The organism is Bradyrhizobium sp. LMTR 3 (genome assembly GCF_001693485.1).
GTDB lineage: Bacteria > Pseudomonadota > Alphaproteobacteria > Rhizobiales > Xanthobacteraceae > Bradyrhizobium.
Genome location: NZ_MAXC01000053.1, coordinates 350,838 through 375,635, shown reverse-complemented (window position 1 = coordinate 375,635; position 24,798 = coordinate 350,838). Strand labels below are relative to the sequence as shown.

Below are 24,798 nucleotides of genomic sequence, written 5' to 3'. Positions count from 1 at the left end.
GCGCTATTCGCAGCCCTTACCCCAGCCGTCCCGCTGCGTGCGCGAGCAGGGTGTAGACCAGCCCGGTCTCTGAGGTGAGGTGGCCGCGCAGCGCCTGCGGCCCACGATCCTCGCGCGCAACTTCGTCCAACAGCCGTTCGAACTCGGCGATATAGCGATCGACCGTCTGCTTGAAGCTGCGGTCGGCGCGATATTTGCGGGCGACCTCATCGAACGCCTTCTGGCCGGCCGGCGTGTAGAGGCGTTTAGAGAACGCCTTGCTCTCGCCGCGCTGGTAGCGATCCCACATTTCGGCGGCGAGATTGCGATCCATCAGCCGGCCGATGTCGAGCGACAGCGACTCCAGCGGATTGACCGGGGGTTGCGGCGGGCGGCCACGGGGAGCTTCGCGTCCCGTACCTGCGTCGGTGCGGTGGAGCAGATCGGACAGCCATCCGTCGCCGCGTCCGGCATCCTGGCTCACCGGACTGACCGGCGGGGCTTCGGCGCGGCGCGGGGCGGGCATGCCGAGATCCGGCGGCGGCAGCGTCGATGCGCTGCCGGCGTCGCGCATCCGCACTTCGTTGCGGCCGCCGGCGGCCGCTGCCATCACGGGCTCTTCCTGCCGTTGCACGCTGGCGCGGCCGGAAGTCACGACGTCGAGACCGCGGCCATGATGGGCGACAATCCGGTTGAGCTCGGCAAGCGCCTCGATCTGGTCGACGATCACCTTGCGCATCTGCGCGGTGTTGTCGGCCGCCTCCTGCGGCATCTCGAGCACGCCGCGGCGCAGCTCGTTGCGCGTCGCTTCGAGCTCCTGATGCATTTCGGCGGCCATCTGCTTCATGGACTGTACCATCGCAGCGAACTTCTCGGTCGACTGCTTGAACATCGCATCGGTTTCATGCGTGCTCTGTTGGTACAGATCGTTCATGGCGTCGAGGGTCTGCTGCCGCTCGTTCTCGGCCGCCGCGCGCACAGCTTCGAACTGGCGGCTAATCGCGGCCGATCCCGCGCCGGCGGTTTCCGCCACGACGCGCGCGATATCGCGGGCGCGTTCTTCCGCCGCGGCAAGCGATTCGTCGAGCAGGCCGGTGAAGCGCGACAGCCGCTGGTCGAGATCGGTTGTGCGCAGGTCGATGGTGGTCACCAGCGATTCAAGCTGCGACTTGCGGTCGGCGACCGACGTCGAGGTGGAGCGGTTGGCCTGTTCGACCACGCCGGCTGCTTCGACCAGCTCCTTGCCGTGTTTTTCGAACTCGCTCGACAGCGCGCCGAGATCCTCCAGCGCCTTCGTCGTCTTGGAGTTGAACACGGTCAACTGGTCTTCCAGCGTCTGGGTCGCGACGCCGTTGCGGGCGGTGACGTCGTTCATCGCGGATACGAAGTCGGCCACGCGGGTCACCAGCGCGCGTTCCAGCGAGTTGAGATTGTCGTGGGCGCCGGTCAGCACTTCCTGCAGCAGGATGTTGCCTTCTCGCAGCCGCTCGAACAGCGCCACCGTGTCGGTGCGCAGGATCTTGCTGGTCTCCTGCATTTCGGTGACGGCGGCGATCGATACCTGGCGCGACTGGTCGATGGCCGAGCGCGACGCCTGTTCGAGGTCCTTCAGTGACTTGGCTACCGCGCCGGTGGCGAGGTCGCCTGCGGTGGTAATCGTGCGCGCGACTTCCGAACCGTGGGTCGACATCGATTGCGAGAACGCCTGGCCGCGTGTTTCGATCGATTTCAGGGCGTCGCCGGTGACACGGTCGATGTCTGTCGTCAGTTGCGTGGTCCTGGCGCTGAGCGCCTCGACCAGCGAACCGCGGCGGCTGTCGACGATCTGCGCCAGACGGTCGGTCTGCTGCTGGACGTAGGTGACGATTTCGTCGGTCTTGCCGGTCATCGTCGAGCCGAAATTGCTGCTCGCGGCGAGTACCGAACGTTCGATATCGGCCGAGGTCGATTTGACCTTGGAGCTGACCTCGTTCGTTGCGGCGACCAGCACGCTCTGCGCGTTCTGCGCGGTGGTCTGGATGGTATCGGTCGTGCTGGCGGTAACGACGCCGAGCGAACGCTCCATGTCGGCGGCGATCGCCTTGATCTGGTTGGCAGCCTCGGCGGAGGTCGCAGAGAACGAGTTCTGGGCTTCGCGCGCGGTGCCGAGGATGGAGGCCGCAGTGTTGGTGCCGACGGAAGTCAGCGTGCGTTCGACGTCGATCGCCAGCGACTTGACGTGGTTGGCGGCTTCCGTAGACGCCGTGATCAACGCGTTCTGGGCTTCGCGTGCGCCCGACGTGATCGATTCGGCGGTGGCATTGCCGGCCATCGAGAGCGAACGCTCCACGTCGGCAGCGAGCGCCTTGACCTGGGTCGATGCGTCAGCGGACGCGCTCATCAGGGTATTCTGGGCCTCGCGGGCGCCTGCCGTAATCGCCTCGGCGGTCGCCGTCCCGACGAACGAGAGCGAACGCTGTACGTTGGCCGCAAGCGACTTGACCTGATTGGCGGCCTCGGTGGAGGCGGCAACGAGCGTGCTCTGCGCCTCGCGGGCTCCTGCGGTGACGGCCTCGGCGGTTGCCGTGCCGGCGACCGACAGCGAACGCTCGACGTCGGCTGCAAGCGACTTGACCTGATTGGCGGCCTCGGTAGAGGCGGCGACCAACGTGCTCTGTGCTTCACGGGCACCTGCGGTAACGGCTTCGGCGGCTGCCGTCCCGGCGACCGATAGCGAGCGCTCGACGTCGATGGCGAGCGACTTGACGTGGGTTGCGGCGTCGTCGGACGCGGCCACCAGCGTGGTCTGCGCCTCGCGCGCGCCGGCGAGAACCGATGCGGCCGTGGCGTCGCCTGCGGCCGAGAGGGTGCGCTCGACGTCGGCGGCGAGAGACTTGATTTGGGCGGCAGCCTCGGAGGACGCGGACACCAGCGTGGTCTGGGCGTCTTTGGCGCTGGTCAGGATCGAATTGGCCGCGCCGGTGCCCACCGCGGTGAGGGCGGCCTCGACCTCGGCCGAGGTCAGCTTGAGTTGCGCGCCGACATCGGAGGAAACCGTAAGCAGCGCCTGCTGCGCGCTGCGTGCGCCGGTCTGGATGGTCTCGGAGGTATTGACCACGAGGTTGGTCAGAGAACGTTCGGCGTCCTCGACATGCGACTTGATGCCGGAGGAAAGCATCTCGGCGCGCGACATCAGATCCTCGCTGGCCTGGCGGCCGCTGCTTTCGATCCGGCCGGCCACAGCCTCGATGCGTGAACCGAGCAGATCCTCAAATTGCGCCACGCGGGTGTCGATGTCGCCGGCGATGGCGCCGACCCTGGTCTCGACGCCGCTGGCAATGTCGCCGACGCGGGTTTCGATGCCCTGATGAATGTCCAGGAACCGCGCCTGGATGGTGTCGGTCAAATGGGCGCTGCGGCCGTCGATGGTCTCGGTGACGTTGGCAATGCGATGGTCGACCGCTGCAATCGCCTGTGCGGTGCCCTCGGTCAGCGAGGAGGTGAGCAGGGTGAGCCGCTGGTCGATCGACTGGATCGCCTGCGCCGCGCCATCGGTCAACGAGGCTGCCAGCGTGCCGAGGCGGCCGTCGATGGTTTCGGTGACGGATTTGGCGCGGGCGTCGAAGGTGGTTTCCAGCGATTTCAGGCGGCCGTCGATGGTCTCGTCGAACGACTTGATCTTGTTGTCGAGCGAAGCGTCGAGGCTGTTGACCCGGGTGCCGAGCTGGGTTTCGAACTGCAGCAGCCGCTGATCGAGGGAAGCGGTGATCTCGCCGCTGTTCGAGACCAGGCGGGTGTCGAAGGTGTCGACGTAGTTCTTCAGGTTGTCTGATATCTCCTGGGTCCGCTGGCCCATGCGCTCAACGATCTCGCCGCCAAAGGTCTTGACGGTGCGGTCGAACTCGGAGATGTGCCGCGTGATCAGCGCGCCCAGCGTGCCGCTGTCGCGGGCGAACTTTTCCGAAAGCTCCGAGCCCTGGTTCTTCACCAGCTCGTCGAAAGCGTTCATCTGCAGGGCGAGGCTGTCGTGCGCGTTCTCGGTCTGGCTGATCACCTTGGCGACCAGCGTGTTCACGGTCACGTCCAGCGCGTCGCTGGCCTTGTCGCCGGAGGTGAGAATGCGGCTCGCGAGGCGGTTGCCGGCGTCGTCGATCTTGCTGACGAGATCGCCTGAGCGCAACTCGAGTTCGAGCAAGAGCGAGTCGGAGGAATTCTTCAGGGAGTCGTGGACCTGCTCGGTGCGGTCCGAGATGCCGTCGACGATGGTCGAGGAGCGCTGCTCGAATTCGCTGGTGATGCGATCGAGGCGCTCGTTCAGCATCTCATGGACGCGATCGGCAAGATCGACGAACTCGTCATGGACGTGCCCGGTCTTGAAGTTGAGGCTGGTGGTCAGCCGCTCGGAAGCGTCGAGCACGGCACGCGTGGTCTCGGCGCTGGCTTCTTCCAGACGATCGAGCAGGTCGCCGCCGCGCTCGCCGAGCGCGAGGATCATGTTGTCGCCGGCATGGCTCAAGGCGCCCGTGATGTGCTGGCCGCGCTCTTCCAGTGCGCCGGTGATGCTCTTTGCGACCTCGTCGACGCGTGAGGCGATCGCGTCCGAGATCAGCGCGATGTCGTGGCGCAAGTCGATCTGGACGCCGGAGATGGCGCTGCGAACCTGCTCGGCCTGGCCGACCAGATTGTCGCGCTGATGGGCGATGTCCTGCAGCAGCGCGCGAATGCGCACTTCGTTGTCGCTATAGGCGCGCTCCAGCGCTGCGACTTCATTGGCGACCAGCGTTTCCAACTCGCCGGCGCGCGCGATCGCGCGCTCGACACCGTCGCCCATCGCGGCGACTTCACGGCGGATTGCCTGACCGACAGTCACCATCGAATCGGCGGCGGCCCCCTCAGGCTCGGAGAAGCGGATCGCGACCTGCGCCATCGACTGCGCGATCATCCGCATTTCCTGGCCGCGCCAGGCAAGGCTGGCGAGGAAGTAGAACAAGAGCACCGGCGCAAAGAACAACGCCGCAAGCCCGGCGAGCACCAGCACGCCGCCGCTCTGTCCGATCGCCGCCTGCAGCGAGGGCAGGAAGCTGGCGGTCAGAAGGGCGCAACCGAGCACCCAGACGCCGCCAAACACGGTGGCAAGCGTGTAGACGCTGCGGGCAGGATGGTTCTTCTGGATCGCCTGCAGAATCTGTCCGATGGTTTCGCGATCGTCGTTGGCGGCGCGGCGTGGGCCGCGCGGCTCTTCGATCGGATCAAACGCGGGCCGCTCGGCGCCTGCGCGCGTATCGAACTGCGTTTCTGAATAGGGCGGCGCGGCGGAGGGCATGATCGGCTGCGTGAGTTCGCCGCCGATCGAATTTCGGCTGGCGTCGACGGTCGTATCGCTGATGTTGAGCGCTTCCTGAATGGCGGAGAGCGCAACTTCAGTGGGATCTTTGACCTTCTTGGGATTGTTCGCCATGTGCAGTCCGAGCCCTCTTAAACTTACGCATCCGGCCGTTCTTGCAAAAATGCCCCCGCAAGCTCGAAGCCGGATTCATAACCCCCCGCGGACCGCAAGCATGCCCCCGGCAGCTTGTCCGCTACATCCGCGAACATCCTATTGGTTGAGCGATGCGAATGAAATGGCCGTGATTAACACATTCTTAATCATCCTTAATCATCGTTAACAGCTTTGTTCCTTAAGGCCTTAGGGGATACACAAATTTTTGGGATCGGGGCGGGTTGTCGGCAAAAACAAGGCAAAGTTGCGGCGCGTCCCGCGAACGTTCCGTTAACTGCTGTCGTGATTGGCTGACCAAAATGCCCTCCGGGAATCAACGCGGTAGGGGCGATCCGGACCTTGCCATGCCGCTTCATCTCGAACGGGTAGAATGGATGCCATCGCCACCGTTGGTTCCCTGCGACGGGCCGATTGATTTCGAACATCTCGACCGCATGACGTTCAGCGATGCTGGCCTCGAGCGGGAGGTATTGACGATGTTCTCGGCCCAATCGGCAAGACTGGTGCACAGGCTCACCGCCATGCCTGCGGATGCCGGCGCACTGGCGCACACGCTCAAGGGCTCGGCCCGTGCGATCGGCGCTTTTGCTGTCGCCGACGCCGCAGCCCGGCTGGAGGCGGCAATCGCTGGCGGCTCCGACGCTTCGGCGCCGCTCGCCGAACTTGGCGAGGCGGTTGCGCAGGCGCGGGCAGCGATCGAAGCGGTTCTGCATCGTTCCTGAGCGGAAAGCGGTCCGGATCGGCCAAAATCCCGGTAAAATGCTGCCTCAGGTTTTCGTCCCGACCGCTGGCGCTGCGCGGATCGACCCGTTATAGGACTGCGGGACTCCCTATTCCGGCAGCACGAGCGATCATGGCCAAAATCCACTTTGTCGACCACACGGGCGAAAAACGAACCATTGAAGTCGAGAACGGCGCGACCGTGATGGAAGCCGCGATCCGCAACGCCGTTCCAGGCATCGAAGCCGAATGCGGCGGAGCCTGCGCCTGCGCAACCTGTCACGTCTATGTCGACGAGGCCTGGCGCGAGAAGGTCGGCGCGCCGACCCCGATGGAAGAAGACATGCTGGATTTCGGCTTCGACGTGCGGCCGAACTCGCGCCTGTCGTGTCAGATCAAGGTGAGCGACGACCTCGACGGCCTCGTAGTGTCGACGCCGGAACGGCAGGCCTGAACTCCGGAAGACGTCGCCGCGCGCGTTAAGTCGGCTTTGCGCCGCGGCGAATCCAGCGCTGAAAATTGGCCAGAATCTCCGGCGTCAATGGCGTTGGCTTGCGCGTGGTTTCGTCAAGCAGCACCGAAACCGATTGCGCCGATGCAACGCATTTGCCTTCGGAGAAAACCACCTGATCGAAGGTGACTGAAGTTCGGCCGAACTTGACGACGCCCAGTCCCATTTCGATCGTACCAGGCCAGCGCAATTCAGCGCGGAAATGCATGTCGAGCCGGACCATGATCCAGGTGACGCCGTCCGGCATCAGCCCGTAGCTGCGGTCCTTCATCAGCGTGACGCGGCCGGTTTCGAAATAGGTCGCGTAGACTGCATTGTTGACGTGCTGGTTGGGGTCGAGGTCGGCAAATCTCACATTGTCCGACAAGCGGTACGGAAAATCCTCCAGACGCGGGGTCGCGTCGGGACGCAAGTGGGCATTCACGGGGCCATCTCCGAAAGTCTCGTTTCCTTACAGCCCACTTGTCGAGTGACGGCAAGGGGTTGCCGCGGCCAGGAGTGCGATATTTGGCTTTCCTGTTGCCGCTACCTTGGCTAGACAGATGCGGCATTTCGCCAGGTTCAACCGAAAAGAAGCTGATATGAGCGAAGCGATCAAAACCGATGTGCTGATTATTGGCGCAGGTCCGTGCGGCCTGTTCGCGGTCTTCGAATTGGGCCTGTTGGACATGAAGGCGCATCTGGTCGACATCCTCGACAAGATCGGCGGCCAGTGTGCCGAACTCTACCCGGAGAAACCGATCTACGACATTCCCGGCATTCCCTTCGTCACCGGGCAGGGCCTCACCGACGCGCTGCTGGAGCAGATCAAGCCGTTTGGTCCGACCTTCCATCTCAACGAGATGGTGGAGACGATCGAGAAGATCGGCGATGCGCTGTTCCGCGTGACCACCGATGCCGGCAAGGTGTTCGAGTGCAAGGTGGTGGTGATTTCCGCGGGCGGCGGTTCGTTCCAGCCGAAGCGTCCCCCGGTGCCGGGCATCGAGGCGTATGAAGGCACTTCGGTATTCTATGCCGTGCGCAAGATGGAGCAGTTCCGCGACAAGAGCATCCTGATCGTCGGCGGCGGCGATTCCGCGCTCGACTGGACGCTCAATTTGCATCCGATCGCCAAGCGCGTGACGCTGCTGCACCGGCGCGACGATTTCCGCGCCGCGCCGCACAGCGTCGAGCAGATGCGTGCACTGGTCGCGAGCGGCAAGATGGATCTGAAGATCGGTCAGGTGACGTCGCTCGAAGGCGAGGGCGGCAAGCTGTCGGCGGCGATGATGAAGGGCAACGACAACGCGGTCTCGAAGATCGAGTGCGATACGATGCTGCCGTTCTTCGGGCTGACGATGAAACTCGGTCCGGTTGCGAACTGGGGCGTCGCGCTCGAGAACAATCTGGTTCCGGTCGACACCGCGGCGTTCGAAACCAATGTTCCCGGCATCTTCGCGATCGGCGACATCAACACCTATCCCGGCAAGCTCAAGCTGATTCTGTCCGGATTCCATGAGGGCGCGCTGATGGCGCAGAAGGCGCACCGCTACGTCTATCCGGACAAGCGACTGGTGTTCCAGTACACCACCTCGTCGTCGAGCCTGCAGAAGAAGCTCGGGGTCAACTGATCTACCAAAAACGACATTCGCGGAACTTTCTCGGGGCGCACGCGCTCGCCGATCGTCACTGGAACCGTCCGCGAAATGGCCTTAGTCTGCGGCCATTCATTAGGGAATTGATCAGGTGATGACGATGCGCAAGCTGACCGTGTTTCAACTGATACTCCCGATCGTGATCGGGCTCGCGTTTGCCGGTGAAGTCGCCGCGCAGCCGGCAGAACCTTCGGCGGCCGGGCTGTGGGAGAAGGTCGAGAAGGGCAAGCCGGTCGGCTGGTTTCTGGTGGTCGATCGCAACGGCACCTTCGAAGGCGTGTTCGCCAAGTTCTTTCCTCAGCCCGGCGATGCTCCCAATCCGACCTGCTCGAAATGCGCCGACGATCGAAAGGATGCGCCGTGGCTCGGGCTCTCCTTCATCCGCGACATGAAGCGCGAGGGATTGAAGTACGAGAACGGCAACGTGCTCGATCCGCGCGATGGCAAGATCTACAAGGCCAAGATGACGCTCAGTCCCGATGGGCAGACGCTGACGATGCGCGGGTATCTCGGCATCTCGCTGTTCGGCAAGGATGAGGTCTGGACGCGCCTGCCTGATACGGCGTTGGCGCAGGTCGATCCTGCTGTCATCGCAAAATATCTGCCGGCGCATGCTGCGGTCACGAAGCAACCCGCGGCGAAGGCCCCCGCGGCGCCCAAAAAGACCACTGCGCCAGCACCGGCTCCTGCACCCGCGCGCTAATTCAATCCGGTTCTGCCTGGCGGGCGCGGCACGTCCGGTAGAACCGGTATCGGCTGCATCGGCTGCGAGGTGACTTCAGGCACCGCCGCATCGAGCTGCAGCACGGCGGCGGCGGCCGGCACGGCGGCATCCGCCATCGCGGCGTGGCCTTCGGCGCTCGGATGCACCGCGCCGCCATAGACCGCGGACAAGACGCCCCAGGTCGCATCATGAATATCGGATGGCTGCTGCGATGCCGGGAGGCCTTGCGGGTAGGTCATGGCCGCGAAGTAGCTGTCGTTGGCGTCGCGGATCCAGCGCGCGCGCGGCAGATATGCGCGGTACTCGCCGGCGCTGCGGCCGCACAGCATCGGCTGGTTGGCGGCCGTGACGAGATCGGGATCGAAGCTGTCGCCGGTCGCCGAGAAACATTGCCGGTCGAATTCGGGATCGCTTTCGGCGCGTGCGCAGAAGCCGTGGTTGGCAAAACTGGCTTGATGGCTCTCGACGAAGGTCATGCGGTCGGCGCGCGGATTGCGGCACAGGATGCCGCCCTCACAGAGCGCCAGCGCCCGCAACTGCGGCAGGAATTCGCTCTCGACGAAGTTCGACACGGCCGCCAGCCGCTGCGGCTGGGCGTTGAAGGAGGGGTGAATGTCGAAGCCGGCGCGTCCGCCGGGGCAGGGCGCGCCATTCGACAGCGTCGGATTGGCGTAGGCGGTGTAGACCACCCGCGACAGGTCGCCGCCGAGAAGCGGCTTCAGCGCCTCGCGCAGCTTGGCAAAGCCCTGCGGCAGGTCCCGCGTCATCGCACTGCGTGCGTCGTCCACCGAGGCCATCACGCCGCTGCGCCGAAACAGCGCGCGTTCGGTCGCCGTGTCCACGATGACGTCGGCGACAAGGCCGGAAAAGTAGATGTCGTTGGCGCCGATCGACAGCAGCACCAGGTCGAGCTGGCGGTCCGACTGGCGGCGTTTCGCAGCGGTGACGGCTTCACGCAGTTCGGCCAGTTGCCCGTTGACGGTGCCCTGGCACGCACCGCCCGATTTCGACGGTAGGCAGTCGCGGGCGCGCTGCGAGCCGAACAGCCCATCGGCAATGGTGGCGCCGGTGCAGGCCAGCGGCAGATAGGTCACCGCGATGTGCGGATATCGTACGGCAAGGGCCAGTGCGGTCCGGGTCTGATAGCTGTAGAGCGAACGGTGGCAGGCAGGGTTGAACCAGAGCGCGCTCTGCCGCTGCCAGACCGTCAGCAAATCGGGCGCCTCGCACGCGCGCCCGCCCTTGTAGCCCGCGCGGCTCGGCCGGTAATATTGCGAGGCCGCTGTTCCGAGGTAGGAGCGGAAGCAAAAACCTTCATCGGCGAGCGCAATGGGACGGTCCGGATTTCCCTCGCCGGAAGCGATGCTGTCGCCGAGGCCTGCGATGAAGATGTCGCGCACCGCGATCTCGGTGAAGACGCGCTGAGTGCCCTCCGAGCTGGATACGTCGGCGGTCACGACTGTGGTGCGACCGTAGCGGACCCGGAGATTGACCGGTTCGGCGCAGTCGAAGGTGGACGTTTGCGGGCCGTCGCCGTCGTCGACCGTCCAGGCGCAGGTCGCGCCGACCGGCACCGGGCCCGTCAGGCGGATCACGACCGGATGATCGATCGGCGTCAGATAGCTTTCTTTGGTGTTGTCGCGGGTGCAGGGCTCGCTGACGCGGCCCGCAAGATCGATACAGAGCCGGTTCACGGTGTTCCGCGCCCAGCCGCGGCCATCGCTCTGGATCGCCAGCACCTGCTCCGAAGCCAGCACGCTGCGGCCGCGTCCGCTTTCGGCATGCAGCAGGAAATCCCGCTCCTCGCGGAACAGGCGAAAGCGGTTACGCACCTCCCAGGAAATCTGCAGCGGCCCGTAGCCGCCGGCAGTCTGGGCTTCCGCAGCCGACGTGATCATTCCAATCAGCACGCCGGCAAGCAGCGCGGCCGACATTATCGAACGTGGGAGAATTCCAGCCATGGCGTCGTTTGACGTTAGTGGTGAGGCAGAAATAAGAGAATGAGGCAGCTCCGGCCCAAAACACCAGACGGCGCAGATAACGACGCCGTTACCGGCTTCAGGGTTGCCGGCCCTTGATCGGTTGCCGCACCCTGGCCTTGGCCGTACAGGCTTCGCTGAGCCGGCGCCGTTCCTGCCAGGGCTGCACCACGCTGAGCCAGACTTCGCGCGTCCCCATGATCGAAATCGAGATGCCGAAGGGGATCAGGAAGTAGAGGATCCGGAACACCACCAGCGTCGCCAGCAATTCTTCCCTGCCGAACTGCGGCAGCGCCACCAGCATCGCTGCGTCGAACACGCCGATGCTGCCGGGCGCATGGCTGGCAAAACCGAGCAGCGTCGCCAGGATGAATACCACCGCCAGCGAAACGAAATCGATGTGCGGCGCCATCGGCATCAACAGATACATCGCCAGCGCGCAGAAGCCGAGATCGACGACGCCGATGAGGACCTGCAGCAGCGTCAGCCGGGCGGAGGGCAACACGACCTTCCAGCCGTTCTGGCCGAGTTCGCGGCGGCCCTCACCCATCAATAGCCAGATGAAATAGGCGGCGATGCCGGCAAGGCAGCCGATCGCGATCAAGCGGTTCATGGCCGGCGGCAACAGGTCCATCGCCGACGCCGCCTCGGGATGCCAGGCCATGCCCAGGCCGAGCACGAACAGATTGCCGAGCCAGAATGTGAGGCCCGAGAGGAAGCAGATCTTTGCGACATCGATTGCCGTCAGGCCGTAGTCGGAATAGATCCGGAACCTGATCGCGCCGCCGGTAAACACGGTGGCCCCGATATTGTGGCCGATGGTGTAGCTCGTGAAGCTCGACAGCGCGGCGATGCGATAGGGCACATGGGTCTTGCCAATCGTTCGCAAGGCAAAGAAATCATAGAAGGTGAGCGTGCAAAACGCACCCACCACGCAGAGCGCAGCCAGCGCGATGCGATGCGGTGCGATTTCGGTCAGCGCAGTCAGAATGACCCCGGTGTCGACGCCCTTGAGGGTGCGCACCAGATGGGTGATCGCAAGAGCTATGATGAGAAGACTCGCGACAATTCCCAGCCGTTTCCAGCCGATCTTCTCCTTGAAGCCACGCCTGAGCGCGGTCAGCAGCCGATGCATTCATCCTCCCGGCGGGGCGGCAATACGTAAAGATGGGGCCTGTCACGACGGGTGACAGTCGACGGTCAGAGGCACCGTGCGCGAAACCCATAAGCCAAAACCGGGCCGTTGTGCAGCCCTTGACAAGCATGCCTTTTGGCGTCGTTCGCCGCCTTTGTCATACGCCATACATATGTCGCGGCGTTAACGTATTTGAGTCGCAACGAGGTCCGTTCCGCGGGCGCTTTTTGCCGCGCCGTTCCGTCCGTTCCATCGCGGCGTTTTCGCGGCTTTCAGGAACGTCCTTTTCGCAGGCAAGTTAGCCTCCAACAGCACCGAACATGAAGCACGCGCCGGCCAGCACGAGGCCTGCGCCCTGCGTGTTCCCAAATGGAGGAGAACCGCAATGGGACTGTTCACCAAAGACATCAAGACCATGAACGACCTGTTCATCCATCAATTGCAGGACGTTTACTATGCCGAGAAGCAGCTCGTGAAAGCGCTGCCAAAAATGGCCGAAAAGGCTACCGACAAGCAGCTCAAGCAGGGGTTCCTGAGCCATCTCGACGAAACCAAGACGCATGTCCAGCGCCTCGAAGAGATATTCCGCATGCATGGCGCTGAGGTGAAGGCGGCCGATTGCCCGGCGATCGACGGCATCATCGAGGAAGCCGACGATGTCGCGGGCGACATCGCTGATAAGGCCGTGCTGGACGCGGCCCTGATCAACGCCGCCCAGGCTGCCGAGCACTATGAAATCACCCGTTACGGCAGCCTGGTCGCGTGGGCGCGGCAGCTCGGCCGCAACGATTGCGCCAGCATCCTGCAGAAGACGCTCGACGAGGAAAAGACGGTCGACAAGAAGCTGACCTCGCTGGCGGAAGGCAAGGTTAACCTGCGAGCCGCAAGCTGATTCATCGCGCCATTGAGGCAAAACGCCGCGCGGGCAAGTAGCTCGCGCGGCGTCTCCGCGCTGGGCATGCCTGGCATGCCAAAAGCATTTGTTCACCATCCGGGCAACTGAACCGCGGCGGTTACGCCAAATATACCAATAGGACTGCTGTTACAGGCCTTCGGGGGTCTGTATGTACCGCGTCCTAACTTGCCTCACTTCCGAGCATGACTGGCGTCTGGTCGTGCTCGCCGGTACCATTTGCTGGCTCGCCAGCGCAGTCGCCATCAGCCTGTTTCATCGTGCCAGGGCCTCGCACGGCCGTACGCGCGCGATCTGGATCGGCCTCGACGCAGCAGTCGGCGGCTGCGGAATCTGGGCCACCCATTTCGTCGCGATGCTGGCCTACGATCCCGGCGCCGGAGCCGGATACAGCATTCCCGTTACGCTATTGTCGCTGGTCTTTGCGATAGGCATCGTCGCCATCGGTCTGTGCATTGCGCTGTCGAGCGCACGGTGGCCGGTGGTTGCGATTGGTGGCGCGGTGATCGGCGCGGGCGTCGCAGCGATGCATTATACCGGCATGGCCGCACTCGAGCTTCCGGCGTTCATTGTGTGGTCGCCCGGCATCGTTGTGGCCTCGATCGTGTTTGGCAGCGTGTTTGCCGCCATGGCGCTTCTTGTTGCCGTGCGTCGCGACAATCCCGCCCATACGGTGGGCGCCACGGGGCTGCTCACGATTGCCATCGTTTCGCATCATTTCACGGCGATGGGCGCCGTCACGCTGATTCCCGACCCGACGCTCGGGACCGACGGGCTGTCGATTTCACCGACCGCGCTTTCCTTCCTGACAGCGGTGGCGGCGTTCGCCATCCTCGGGCTGTCGCTGCTGGCGGCCATGATCGATCGCCGCGCCAAGGGCGAGCTGCATCAACAGAAAGTCCTGCTCGATACCGCGCTCGACAACATGTCGCACGGACTTTGCATGTTCGATGCCGACGGCCGCATCCTGCTATTCAACCAACGCTACGTCGAGTTGATGGACCGGTCCGGCATGCCGCTGCAAGGCCGGTTGCTGATCGACGTTCTGCGCGAACTGAAGTCGGTCGGCGAATGGGACGGCGATCCCGATGAATTCTTCGCTGCGGTGGTAGCGGATGCCAGGGCCGGCAACACCGTGACCAAGTCGATCGGCCGCAACGGACGTTCGCTCCGCGTCGTCGACCAGCCGATGAAGGGCGGCGGATGGGTCGCGACCTTCGAGGACATCACCGAATGGCAGGCTGCCCAGGAGCAGATTTCCCACATGGCGCGCCATGACGCGCTGACCAATCTGCCGAACCGGACGTTGTTCCGCGAGCAACTCGAAAAGGCGTTGCGGCTCGCCAAACGCAGCGATCAGCTTGCAGTGCTCTGTCTCGATCTCGACCACTTCAAGGACATCAACGATTCGCTCGGCCATCCGGTCGGCGATGCGCTCTTGAAAGAAGTCGCCCGCCGTCTCGGCGAATGCATCACCGAGAATGACACGGTGGCGAGGCTGGGTGGGGACGAATTCGCGATCGTGCAGTTCTGCGACGATTGCGACCCATCCGCCGTTTCCTTGCTCGCCAGCCACGTGGTCGAGAAGGTTTCGGCGCCTTACGAGATTGCCGGCCACCAGCTCGTCATCGGGGTCAGCATCGGCATTTCGCTGGCGCCGGAGGACGGCAAGAACCCCGACGAGCTCCTCAAGAAGGCCGACCTCGCGCTCTACCGCGCCAAGGAGGACGGCCGCGGCACCTACCGCTTCTTCGAGACCGGGATGGACGCCCGCGCGCAGGCCCGGCGGCTCTTGGAGCTCGACTTGCGCGCGGCGCTAGAGCGCGGAGAATTCGAAGTCTATTACCAGCCGATCCGCGATGTCGCCAAAGATGTCGTCGTCGGTTTCGAAGCGCTGGTGCGGTGGAATCATTCGCTGCGTGGCATGATCTCTCCGGCCAACTTCATTCCGCTGGCGGAGGAAACCGGTCTGATCGTGCCGATCGGCGACTGGGTGTTGCGCCGAGCCTGCCTCGACGCGGCCCAGTGGTCGCAGGAGGTCGGCGTCGCCGTCAATTTGTCACCGGTGCAGTTCAAGAATCCCAATCTGGTATCGACGGTGATGGAGGCACTGAAAGCCTCGGGCCTTCCCGCGCACCGGCTCGAGCTCGAAATCACGGAATCGGTGCTGCTGCAGAGCAGCGAGGCCACGCTCTCGGTTCTGCACGAGCTTCGCGCCTTTGGCGTCCGGATTTCGCTCGACGACTTCGGAACCGGATATTCGTCCCTGAGTTACCTGCGCAGCTTCCCGTTCGACAAGATCAAGATCGATCGCTCTTTCGTCACCGAACTGGCGACGCGCGATGATTCGATGGCGATCGTTCGCGCCGTGACCGGCCTCGGCAAGAGCCTGGGTATCGTCACCACGGCTGAAGGCGTCGAGACCGACGCGCAGTTCGACCTCTTGCGCCAGGAGGGCTGCACGCAGGCGCAAGGCTATCTGTTCAGCCCGCCGCGTCCCGCTGCCGAGGTGGAAACCATGCTATCGAAGCCACGGGCGCGGGTCGTCGCTTAGTTTCTCAAGTCTTGCTTCTTCAAGCCTTGCGCAGCGCGAAATGCGCGCCGCAGAATGCCATCACGGCGCCGAGGCATAAGGCCGCAAGGCCGGCGAGCACACCCGACACGGTCGGGACCGGGCTCGGCGCCGAGGCGGCCTGTCCGGCGCCGGCTAGGATCAGTACGCCGACTGCGATCAGGAACTGTCGCATCCGCTGCGGAATTTGGCCCGAGGCCGCGCTGTGCATCAGGTTGGCGGTAAAATAGCCGCCGGAAAAGCCCACTGTCGCGATCAGCCACCACGCGATTGCCGCGCCCGCGGGCATGAATTCGCTTGTGTCGGTTCGCCACAGGCCGCCGAGATCGAGCCCGTAACGAGCGCCCAACATGTGCACGGCCAGCGCCAGCAGCACTCCGGAAACAATCGCGCCGGCCAGGATCAGGCGACGCGGAAAATAAGTCGTATCGGCCATGGCCCGCTTGTAAGGTAAAGCCAGCTCGCGGCGCAAGCAGGCTACATTCAACTCACAACGGGATTTTTGAGTTGCCCCCTTCATTAACGGAACAGGCTACGACAGCAGGGGAGGGCACGCCCGGGACCCGCTACGTTTACAAGGCATCGCTGGTCGGATCGGCGCATCAATTCGAACTCAGGGATGAAGGGCTGTCGTGGCAGGCGAGGGGGAAGTCCGGAACCTGGCCGTATGCCGATATCGTCGCTGTGCGTCTCTCCTACCGGCCAATGTCGATGCAGTCGCGCCGCTTTCGCGCGGACATCGAACACAAAAGCGGCCAGCCCATCACCGCTTTTTCGACAAGCTGGCACACGGTCGTGCTGATGACGCCGCAGGACCGCGACTACCGCGCCTTCATCGAGCAATTGCACGCTCGCCTGAAGGCAGGCGGCACGGTCGCGTTGGTCGGCGGCATCGGGCCGATGACCTATGCCGGCGGCTGTCTGCTATTAGCGTTGGTCGCGATCGCGATCGCAGGATTGCTCGCGCGCGCAGTCGCTACCGGTGAATTCGCGGGCGCCTTGTTTCTGGTCGGGTTCGCCGCCCTGTTCGGATGGCAGATGGGCGGCTTCATCTGGCGCAACAAGCCGCGGCTCTACACGTTCGATCGCCTGCCGGAGACACTGTTGCCGCCGCTACCTCGCAATCCGGCGAAATGAAATGTGACTTCGCCGGACGCCTGACGCGCGGCATCATGACCGGACCGCTTTCGCTATCAGACGAACTGCCGTGACGGATCGAAACAGGCGATCGCCAACCGGGGCCGAAATTGCCGCGATCAACGCGCGGCATCTGATCGAGACGCCGTTGCGGCCGGCCGATCTGCTGTTCGTATTCGGAACACGCGAGGATGTAGATGCGCGCGTCGATGAAGCCTGCAGGCTGTGGCGCGACGGATATTTTCGCTGGGCGATCGTGAGCGGCGGCGTGACGCCGGGATCGGATCTGTCGGAATGCGAGGTCATTGCGGGTGCCATGATCGCGCGGGGCGTTGCGGCCGATATCATCCTGCGAGAGGACCGCGCGATGAACACCGGCGAAAACGTGATCCTTTCGCTGCCGATCATCGACGCTGCGCTCGGCCTCGCCAACATCCGCAGCGTCATCTGCCTCGGCAATACCTGGACCGCGCGCCGTTATCCGATGACGCTGCACCGGCGCTGGCCGGAAGTGGAGAAGATGCTGGTCATGGTCGACAGTTTCAAGACGCCGCGGGCGCTCTGGCACACCGACGCCGAATTCAGCCGCCGCATGCTCCGCGAATGGGGCAAGATCGAGCCGTACAAGGCGAGGGGCTTTATCGCGGAGTGGCCGGCAAGCCCGGCAGGCGACCGATAGTTCTACTCGGTCGTATCGACGTCTTCTTTCGCCGTCAGCATTCCCGACAACGTGCGCAGCGCCAGATCGAGCTGTTCGGTGCTGGGGGCGCCGAGCGCCAGGCGGACGGCGTTGGGGGCGTAGCCTGGACTTACGGCGAAGGTAGTCGAAGGCGTCAACGCGATGTCGCGCCGGGCCGCGGCCGCGACGAATGTCTGCGAGCGCCAGTGCTGGGGCAAGGTCAGCCAGAGATGGTAGGATTTGACGTTGGCCTGAACATCGAATCCGGCGAGGTATTTGGCCGCCATCTGCTGGCGCCGTGCCGCATCGATGCGTTTCAGGCGTGACAGCTCGGCAACGGTGCCATCTGCCATCAGCCGCTGTCCGGCGGCGAACGCAAATCCCGAAGCCGTCCATCCGCCCGATCGAACCGCGGACATGACGCGTTCGCGCAGCCGCGGCGGCGAAACGATGAAGCCGAGGGCAAGGCCGGGCGCCACCTTCTTCGACAGGCTGTCGAGCGTGATGCAGCTATCCGGGGCAAGCGCGGCCATCGGGGTTTCTTCGTCAAGAAAACCGTAGACCGTATCCTCGATGACGGTGAGGCCGAGCTTCTCGACCACGCGCAGCAAATCGGCGCGGCGCGCCGGAGGCATGGTCATGCCGAGCGGATTTTGAATCGTCGGCTGAACGTACAGCGCCGACAAATGCGCTTCGCGGTGAGCCTTCTGCACGGCGTCCGGGCGCAAGCCGTGCTCATCCATCGCAAGCGGCACCAGCGTCACGCCAAGCCTGACGGCGATGTCCTTGATGAACGGATAAGTCAGCGCCTCGACGCCGCAGCGGCCGCCGCTCGGCACCACTGCCGCTAGCGCAGCGGCGATGCATTGCCGCCCGTTCGCCGTGAAGACGAGTTGATCGGGTGCCGGAGACCAGTCCTCGCGGGAGAGAAACTCGGCGGAAATGGTCCGCGCGGCAAGAGTGCCTGTCGTGGTCGAGTGCCGCAACGCGAGATCGAGCACTTCGGGGCGTTCCAGCCCTGCAAGGCTTCTCGCGATCATCGCCGATTGCGTCGGCAATATTGGATAATTGACTTCCAGATCGATACGCGCGCCGCGCGGCTCTGCCGGCATGGCGATACCGCGCCGCGTCTCGCCCGAAACGAACGTACCGCGTCCGACTTCGCCGACCACCAGACCGCGGCGCAACAGCTCAGTGTAGACGCGACTCGCGGTCGAGACCGCGATCTTGCGTTGATAGGCGAAGCTGCGCTGCGGCGGCAGGCGATCGCCCGGCTTGAGCGCGCCGTTGGCGATCTCGGCGGCGACGGTATCGGCAAGCTTCAAATACTCGAACTTCGACATTATTGCACCGAGAGCAATGTTTTCCTTGCACCGAGAAATGTATCGGATCATTTTGAACCCATCAAGCCTGTGATTGCACTGAGAGGGGTGCAAGCAATCAGAACTCAATAGGTGCAAACGCTCGGAAGGCGTTTGCGTCGACGGCGGCGCTTTGCCGTGCGAAAGCAAGGAGAAGAACGATGACGACGATATCCCAGACGGCAGGTCAGCCTGCTTCCAGGAAGGGCCCGGTCGGATTTTTCGGCCTGCTCGGACGCTGGGTGAACCGCATCGTCACCTACTTTGCGCACCGCGAGGCCGTCAAAACACTAAGTGAATTGGACGATCGCGCACTCCGCGACATCGGGGTTGAACGCAGCCAAATTGAAGCGGCCGTGCGCGGCAGCATTGATCCGATGTACGGGCGGATGATGTAAGCGCGTTCGTCCTCATCGATTTGCAATAGCAGCGGCCCGGTCATCGATCGGGCCAAATTGCCTTTAAGCAGACCGGTCGCACCGGGCGGCGATCACCTGCAAGGGCCGTCGTACGTCGTGACCAAAATGACTTACCGCCTTGCGCCCGAGTGCAAGGTCGGTCCTACTTTGCATGGGGTTGTTTTCGATATTTTGTGTCCGGGCCATACGGCGTTCCGCGCGAAGCGCATCTGCACGAGATCGTTAGTGTTTTTCGCTCCAGCTAGTGCCGGACCACCAGCACCGAGCACTTGGCATAGCGCACCACATGGCCGGCGTTGGAGCCGAGAAAATAGGTCCTCATCGCCGGCCGGTGCGAGGTCATCACGATCAGGTCGGCCTTGACCGCCGCCGCCTCTTCGAGGATCTCGTGATAGATGCCGCCTTTCCGCACTGCGGTGGAAATGCGCGGCGCCGCGATGCCGGATTCCTGCGCCACGATCGCGAGCGCTTCCTCCGATGTCGCGCGCTGCTGGGCGTCGAAATCGGCCGGCACGTATTCCGCCAGCATCACCGGCGTCATCGGCAACACATTGAGCAATCGTACCGAGCCGCTCCAGGTTTGCGACAGCGTTGCGGCGGTCGCGATCGCGGGCTTGGCCAGATCGGTATCAGCCAGATCGATCGGCACGAGAATCGACTTGAACATCTGGAGCCTCCCGCTGCAGCCGTCCGTTCTGATTTGTCAGAGCCCGACTCCAGCCCTTTGTTTTGACGCGCCTTCTTTTACGCGAACTTGTTCTTAATTCGCGCGAAAACTGCATCGTGGCGAGCTTAGCACGGGAGAGCCTGGATGTCCGCGCACCTCAATCGTCCAGCGCCTGCTTCAGCAATTTAGGGCTGGTGAAGCGCACGAGCTTGCCGCGGCGGAACGCCACCTCGCTCCAGTCCTCGGTGGCAAAGTCGAGGATCGCCAGTCCCGCGGTCGGCAGGTTGTCCTCGAGCGTCTTCTTCGCCGCCGCGTCGCCGCTGCCGGCGAGCATCAGCGCCAGCTCATGCATGCCGGGATTGTGGCCGATCAGCATCAGGCGCGCGGGGTCGGTGACCTCGGCCATGCGGATGATCCGCAGGAGCTGCGTCGGCTCGGCGCCGTAGAGTTCATCGAGCAGTTCGACCTGCGGCTTCGGCGGCCGTTCCCGCACTGCATCCTTAATCGCGTCGCGTGCGATTTCCCAGGTCTGCCGCGCCCGCACCGCGGTCGAAACCAGAACGGCGTCGGGAAAAGGCGGATGCCGGCCGATCCAGGTTCCGATCGCGACGGCATCCCGCCGGCCGCGCTCGTCGAGTCGGCGGTCGTGGTCACGGCCCGAAGGCGCGTCGTGTTCGGTCTTGGCATGACGCAGCAGCATCAAACGGCGCATTGGCGCGATCTCGATTCGGTCTTAGTCTGGACTAATCTACAAGCTCATGTCTGGGACGAGGTGACAAGCGCTGCAGCCGGCCGTAAGAAACGCCATGCCCGAGACTTTCTCAAGTGCGACCAACGGCCCCGACGACGGCCCTTTTCGCTCGCGTCTTTCGTTCGACCTGGATGTCGACATTTGCGTGGTGGGAGCCGGACTTGCTGGTCTTACGGTAGCGCTGGAGGCCGCGCGACGCGGCGCCAGCGTGGCCGTACTCGAAGGCCGGCATGTCGGCTGGAACGCGTCCGGCCATCAACTCGGTACGGTCATGCCGGGCTACAGTCTTCCGATCGGCGACCTGATCGAGCGCGTGGGCATCGAAGACGCGCGCGAATTGTGGGCGCTGTCGAGGGAGGGCGCCGATTACGTTCGCGCCACCGCAACCGACGAGGCGATGCCGGGAATTGCGCTCACTGAAGGCGCGCTGGAGGTCTCCAACGTCGATGCCGGCGAGACGTTGATCAGTCGGCTGCAGACGCTGAGCGAGGATTTCGAGACCGAAGTCGAGGGGTGGCAGGTCGATCGCGTTCGCGATCAGCTCGGGACGGCGCGCTATTTCCACGGCATCTATTATCCGCGCGCATTCCAGATCGACGGCCGCAAATACATCCATGGCCTTGCCGCGCAGGCAAAGCGGGCGGGCGCGCGCATTTTCGAAGATACCCCGGTCGTCAGCATCGATCCGTCGGGCATTCGCAAGCGCATCGTGACGCCGTCGGCGCGGCTGCGCGCCTCTCATATCGTGCTGGCCGGCAACGTTCATCTCGGCGCCCCGTTACGCCGCCTGTCGGAGACGTTGCTTCCGGTCTGGCGCTATGCCGCGGTGACGGAGCCGCTCGGCGAACGGCTGGGCGAGGTGATCGCCTTCAGGGGCTCGGTGGCCGACAGTGACGGCATCGATCATTTCCGAATCATCGACGGCGACCGGCTGATGTGGGCGAGCCCGGAAACCACCTGGGAAGCGCGGCCGCGCCGCTTTGCTCCCCTCGTTCAGCGTCGCATTGCCACCATCTTCCCGACGCTCGGCAAAGTCCCGATATCAGACGTGTTCGGCGGTGCGGTCGGGGTGACCGTGCACGGCATGCCGCAGATCGGCCAGTTGCGCAAAGGGCTGTGGGTTGCCAGCGGCTTCGGACGCCACGGGCTGAACACTTCGGCAATGGCGGGGCAGCTCATCGCGCGCAGCATCCTGTGGGGTGAGGACCGCTGGAAACTGTTCTCGCCGTTCGAACTGGTCTGGGCGGGCGGCGCCACCGGCCGCGTAGCCGGCCATCTGATCGGCCTGTGGGGGCGGGGCCATTCCGCGGCGGCGGGCGCGCTGGCCCGTTACCGCGAAGGCGCCCGCGCCCGGGAACGGGTGCGCGAGGCGCGGTTGGCGGAGGCCAACCGGCAGGCCGGAACCAGGCCGCCGCGCCGTCCACCGGTCGCGCCGCGCCCCATGCGTCCACAGCCGCCACGGCCGGCAGAGGCCCGCGACGGCGGGATGCCGGTCGCTCCCTCGCAGGAAAGTGAGAAAGTCCGGGACGGATCGGTGTAACTTCGGCGCTTCCGGGCCGTACTTGATGGCGAACCGTTAGGCCCGCCTCGCACGGAGAATTCCATGTTCGACCGCCGTATCCTGCTCGCATCCGTAGCCGGCCTGTTTGGCTTGGCCGCTTTCCGCTGGCTGCGCACCACGCCGGCGCAGGCCGCCGAGAAATTCGAGGTGGAAAAGACCGACGCCGAATGGCGCGCCCAGCTCACGCCGCAGCAGTATGAAATCCTGCGCAAGCACGGCACCGAGCGGCCGGGCTCGAGCCCGCTCCTGAAGGAAAAACGCAAGGGCATCTTCGCCTGCGCCGGCTGCGATCTGCCGCTGTTCTCCTCGGATACCAAATATGACAGCGGCACCGGCTGGCCGAGCTTCTGGCAGCCGCTCGACAATGCCCTGGGCAAGACCGAGGACCGCACTTTTGGCATGTTGCGCATCGAAGTGCATTGCCGCCGCTGCGGCGGCCACCTCGGACACGTCTTCGATGACGGGCCAAAACCGACCGGCTTGCGCTATTGCATCGACGGTTTCGGGATGGTGTTCCACCCGGCGGGGCCGTCGGCATCATAGCGGCCGCCGCTCGGCAATTGTTGCCCGCCCGGCAAATGTGCCCCGGTCTTTGGACCGGGGCTTTTTTCTTAAGGCATTGATTTGTATTGGTTTTGTTGTTTGGCACAACGCTTGCGACATCTTCTCCCGACGCGGCCTGGGTTTACGTGGACCGGCGAGCCGCCCGGATCGAATTTGGAGAAAATGTCATGGGTATCTTCGGCGCTCTCACCACCGCGGTCGGCGGCCTTCGCGCCAACTCCTACGCGCTGGAAAACGTCTCGGGCAACATCGCCAATTCGCAGACCACGGCGTTCAAGCGCGTCGACACCTCCTTCCTCGATCTGATTCCGCAGACCTCGGCAACCGCGCAACTCGCCGGCGGCGTGACCACGCAATCCCGCTCCACCAACTCGGTGCAGGGCGACGTTCAGACGGCCTCGGTTGCGACCTTCATGGCGATCAACGGCAACGGTTTCTTCGCGGTGCAAAAGCCTGGCAACTTCACCGACGGCACGCCGGTGTTCGACGGTGTCGACCGCTACACCCGCCGCGGTGACTTCCAGCTCGACAAGAGCGGCTATCTCGTCAACGGCGCCGGCTATTACCTGCAGGGTGTGCCGATCGACCCGACCACCGGTAACCCTTCCGGCAGTTCGCCGCAGGTTCTCAGATTCCAGAACGACTTCCTGCCGGCGCAGCAAACCACCAGGATCGACTATCGCGCCAACCTCGCCAGCTATCCGCTGACGACCAAGCATGACGTTTCCGTTCCCGGATCGGAATTGATCGTGCCCGGATCATACAGTGCTGGACATAATCCGCTGGCGCTCGGCACGCCCATGGCGCCCTATACCGACGCCTCCAGAAGCGGCACCACCCAGAACAACAAAGCGACGCCGTCGATTGCGAACACGGCCGCGACCCTGCTCAGCGGCATTGCCGGCTCCGACTCGATCTCCACCAATTTTGTCGCGGGCGACACCATCACGGTGAACGGCCAAACCCTCACCTTCATGGCGTCGGGCACCGCCGTCGGCGCCAACCAGATCAACGTCGACGACAGCATCGGAACCTTGCTGAGCAAGATCGACGCGCTCCAGGGAACGTCAGCCCCGAACAATGCCACGATCGCCTCCGGTTCGATCACGCTGCACTCCGGCACGGCCTTCAATCTCTCGGTCTCAAGTTCGAACACCGCTGCCTGGGCTGCCCTCGGCTTTACCGGCACCGTGACGGCAACGCGCGGTGGTGGCGGCGGAGTAGGCACCGGCCAGGTCGTCGGCAACGACAACTCGACGTTTCTTGCCGAGTCGATCGCGGGTGGTGCGGTTACGACCTACGACGTCTCGGGCGCTCCGGTGAATCTGCAGTTCCGTTGGGCCAAGGTCGACAGCGCCTCGCTCGGTGCGGGCCATACCGACACCTGGAACCTGTTCTACCAGGTCAATCCCAACGCAACCGGCACCCAGGTCTCATGGCAGAACGTCAACACCAATTTCACCTTCTCTGCCTCAGGGCAGATGACGCCGGCGATCCCTTCGATCGAGCTCACCAATGCCGTCGTCAACGGCGTCGCGCTGGGCAGTCCCGTCATCAACTTCGGTACCGGCGGTGTTACCCAATTCGCGGATGCCAACGGCAACGTGCAGGTCAACCAGATCCAGCAGGACGGCTTCCCGGCCGGTCAGTTGCAGTCCGTCGGCGTCGGCACCAACGGCCGCATTGTCGGCAACTATTCCAATGGCCGCAACCTCGACCTTGCCGAAATCTCGGTCGCGACGTTCAACGGAACCAACTTTCTCAAGCGCGTCAACGGTGGCGCGTTCGAGGTCACCGACGCGTCCGGACAGGCGCTGTTCGGCAAGGCAGGAACGATCGTCGGCTCCTCGCTGGAAGGGTCCAACACCGACATCGCCGACGAGTTTACCAAGCTGATCGTCACCCAGCAGGCTTATTCGGCCAACACCAAGGTCATCACCACCTCCAACACGATGGTGCAGGATCTCCTGAACGTGCTGCGCTGATCCGCGACGGTTCGTTCGCGAATACGAT

20 protein-coding genes are annotated in these 24,798 nt (G+C 64.0%); 12 read left to right on the top strand and 8 right to left on the bottom strand.

Annotation, left to right across the window (positions count from 1 at the left end; genetic code table 11):
• Window positions 1–16: 16 nt before the first annotated feature.
• The gene (locus LMTR3_RS33995; RefSeq protein WP_065749296.1) at window positions 17–5,416 is read right to left on the bottom strand and encodes an apolipoprotein A-IV repeat region-like domain-containing protein; all 5,400 of its coding nucleotides are present in this window, start codon (window positions 5,414–5,416) and stop codon (window positions 17–19) included.
• A gap of 386 nt (window positions 5,417–5,802) precedes the next feature.
• Between LMTR3_RS33995 and LMTR3_RS33990 the strand changes: the two genes are divergently transcribed.
• Both LMTR3_RS33990 and LMTR3_RS33985 read left to right on the top strand, forming a co-directional pair.
• Complete coding sequence (locus tag LMTR3_RS33990) at window positions 5,803–6,180, top strand: Hpt domain-containing protein (RefSeq protein ID WP_065749295.1); 378 nt, start codon at window positions 5,803–5,805, stop codon at window positions 6,178–6,180.
• Between the two features lie 131 nt (window positions 6,181–6,311).
• On the top strand, window positions 6,312–6,632 hold the full coding sequence (locus LMTR3_RS33985; protein ID WP_065749294.1) for a 2Fe-2S iron-sulfur cluster-binding protein: 321 nt from the start codon (window positions 6,312–6,314) through the stop codon (window positions 6,630–6,632).
• Between the two features lie 25 nt (window positions 6,633–6,657).
• Here LMTR3_RS33985 and LMTR3_RS33980 read toward each other — a convergent pair whose 3' ends face one another.
• Window positions 6,658–7,113 carry an acyl-CoA thioesterase gene (locus LMTR3_RS33980; RefSeq protein WP_065749293.1) on the bottom strand — a complete coding sequence of 152 codons (456 nt, stop codon included), beginning with the start codon at window positions 7,111–7,113 and terminating at the stop codon, window positions 6,658–6,660.
• Between the two features lie 157 nt (window positions 7,114–7,270).
• Between LMTR3_RS33980 and LMTR3_RS33975 the strand changes: the two genes are divergently transcribed.
• Window positions 7,271–8,299, top strand: coding sequence for an NAD(P)/FAD-dependent oxidoreductase (locus tag LMTR3_RS33975; protein WP_065749355.1), 1,029 nt, complete (start codon window positions 7,271–7,273; stop codon window positions 8,297–8,299).
• A gap of 118 nt (window positions 8,300–8,417) precedes the next feature.
• Entirely contained in the window at window positions 8,418–9,026 is a 609-nt protein-coding gene (locus LMTR3_RS33970; RefSeq protein ID WP_502686699.1) for a DUF2147 domain-containing protein, read from the top strand.
• Here the strand turns inward: LMTR3_RS33970 and LMTR3_RS33965 are convergent.
• Window positions 9,023–11,008, bottom strand: a complete 1,986-nt coding sequence (locus tag LMTR3_RS33965; RefSeq protein WP_065749292.1) for an SGNH/GDSL hydrolase family protein — start codon at window positions 11,006–11,008, stop codon at window positions 9,023–9,025. The two genes, LMTR3_RS33970 and LMTR3_RS33965, sit on opposite strands and share 4 nt — an antisense overlap.
• 97 nt (window positions 11,009–11,105) lie before the next feature.
• Window positions 11,106–12,161 (bottom strand): lysylphosphatidylglycerol synthase transmembrane domain-containing protein, encoded by a 1,056-nt coding sequence (locus tag LMTR3_RS33960; protein WP_065749291.1) that lies wholly within the window; start codon window positions 12,159–12,161, stop codon window positions 11,106–11,108.
• 385 nt (window positions 12,162–12,546) lie between these two features.
• On the opposite strand from LMTR3_RS33960, the gene LMTR3_RS33955 reads away from it, so the two are divergent.
• A complete protein-coding gene (locus tag LMTR3_RS33955) occupies window positions 12,547–13,053 on the top strand; it encodes a YciE/YciF ferroxidase family protein (protein ID WP_065749290.1) in 507 nt (168 codons plus the stop codon).
• A gap of 172 nt (window positions 13,054–13,225) precedes the next feature.
• Window positions 13,226–15,628 (top strand): EAL domain-containing protein, encoded by a 2,403-nt coding sequence (locus tag LMTR3_RS33950; RefSeq protein WP_065749289.1) that lies wholly within the window; start codon window positions 13,226–13,228, stop codon window positions 15,626–15,628.
• A 19-nt stretch (window positions 15,629–15,647) separates the two neighbouring features.
• Here LMTR3_RS33950 and LMTR3_RS33945 read toward each other — a convergent pair whose 3' ends face one another.
• Window positions 15,648–16,082 (bottom strand): hypothetical protein, encoded by a 435-nt coding sequence (locus LMTR3_RS33945; protein WP_028348602.1) that lies wholly within the window; start codon window positions 16,080–16,082, stop codon window positions 15,648–15,650.
• A gap of 71 nt (window positions 16,083–16,153) precedes the next feature.
• Between LMTR3_RS33945 and LMTR3_RS33940 the strand changes: the two genes are divergently transcribed.
• Together LMTR3_RS33940 and LMTR3_RS33935 are read left to right on the top strand one after the other, a co-directional pair.
• Window positions 16,154–16,783, top strand: coding sequence for a hypothetical protein (locus tag LMTR3_RS33940; protein ID WP_065749288.1), 630 nt, complete (start codon window positions 16,154–16,156; stop codon window positions 16,781–16,783).
• A gap of 70 nt (window positions 16,784–16,853) precedes the next feature.
• On the top strand, window positions 16,854–17,462 hold the full coding sequence (locus tag LMTR3_RS33935; RefSeq protein WP_065749287.1) for a YdcF family protein: 609 nt from the start codon (window positions 16,854–16,856) through the stop codon (window positions 17,460–17,462).
• A gap of 2 nt (window positions 17,463–17,464) precedes the next feature.
• Here the strand turns inward: LMTR3_RS33935 and LMTR3_RS33930 are convergent, their stop codons facing one another.
• Window positions 17,465–18,805, bottom strand: coding sequence for an aminotransferase-like domain-containing protein (locus LMTR3_RS33930; protein WP_065749286.1), 1,341 nt, complete (start codon window positions 18,803–18,805; stop codon window positions 17,465–17,467).
• Between the two features lie 179 nt (window positions 18,806–18,984).
• On the opposite strand from LMTR3_RS33930, the gene LMTR3_RS33925 reads away from it, so the two are divergent.
• Window positions 18,985–19,221, top strand: coding sequence for a DUF1127 domain-containing protein (locus tag LMTR3_RS33925; protein WP_065749285.1), 237 nt, complete (start codon window positions 18,985–18,987; stop codon window positions 19,219–19,221).
• A gap of 262 nt (window positions 19,222–19,483) precedes the next feature.
• On the opposite strand, the gene LMTR3_RS33920 is transcribed toward LMTR3_RS33925, so the two are convergent.
• Together LMTR3_RS33920 and LMTR3_RS33915 are read right to left on the bottom strand one after the other, a co-directional pair.
• Window positions 19,484–19,909, bottom strand: coding sequence for a universal stress protein (locus LMTR3_RS33920; RefSeq protein ID WP_065749284.1), 426 nt, complete (start codon window positions 19,907–19,909; stop codon window positions 19,484–19,486).
• A gap of 157 nt (window positions 19,910–20,066) precedes the next feature.
• Window positions 20,067–20,621, bottom strand: coding sequence for a SixA phosphatase family protein (locus tag LMTR3_RS33915; RefSeq protein ID WP_065749283.1), 555 nt, complete (start codon window positions 20,619–20,621; stop codon window positions 20,067–20,069).
• 94 nt (window positions 20,622–20,715) lie between these two features.
• Here LMTR3_RS33915 and LMTR3_RS33910 point away from each other — a divergent pair, with 94 nt between their 5' ends.
• The 3 genes from LMTR3_RS33910 (at window position 20,716) to LMTR3_RS33900 (ending at window position 24,770) form a co-directional block, all read left to right on the top strand.
• Window positions 20,716–22,200: an NAD(P)/FAD-dependent oxidoreductase gene (locus LMTR3_RS33910; protein WP_065749282.1), complete on the top strand. Its 1,485-nt coding sequence runs from the start codon at window positions 20,716–20,718 to the stop codon at window positions 22,198–22,200.
• 63 nt (window positions 22,201–22,263) lie between these two features.
• The gene (msrB, locus tag LMTR3_RS33905; RefSeq protein ID WP_065749281.1) at window positions 22,264–22,764 is read left to right on the top strand and encodes a peptide-methionine (R)-S-oxide reductase MsrB; all 501 of its coding nucleotides are present in this window, start codon (window positions 22,264–22,266) and stop codon (window positions 22,762–22,764) included.
• 188 nt (window positions 22,765–22,952) lie between these two features.
• Window positions 22,953–24,770, top strand: coding sequence for a flagellar hook-basal body complex protein (locus LMTR3_RS33900; RefSeq protein ID WP_065749280.1), 1,818 nt, complete (start codon window positions 22,953–22,955; stop codon window positions 24,768–24,770).
• Window positions 24,771–24,798: the final 28 nt, after the last annotated feature.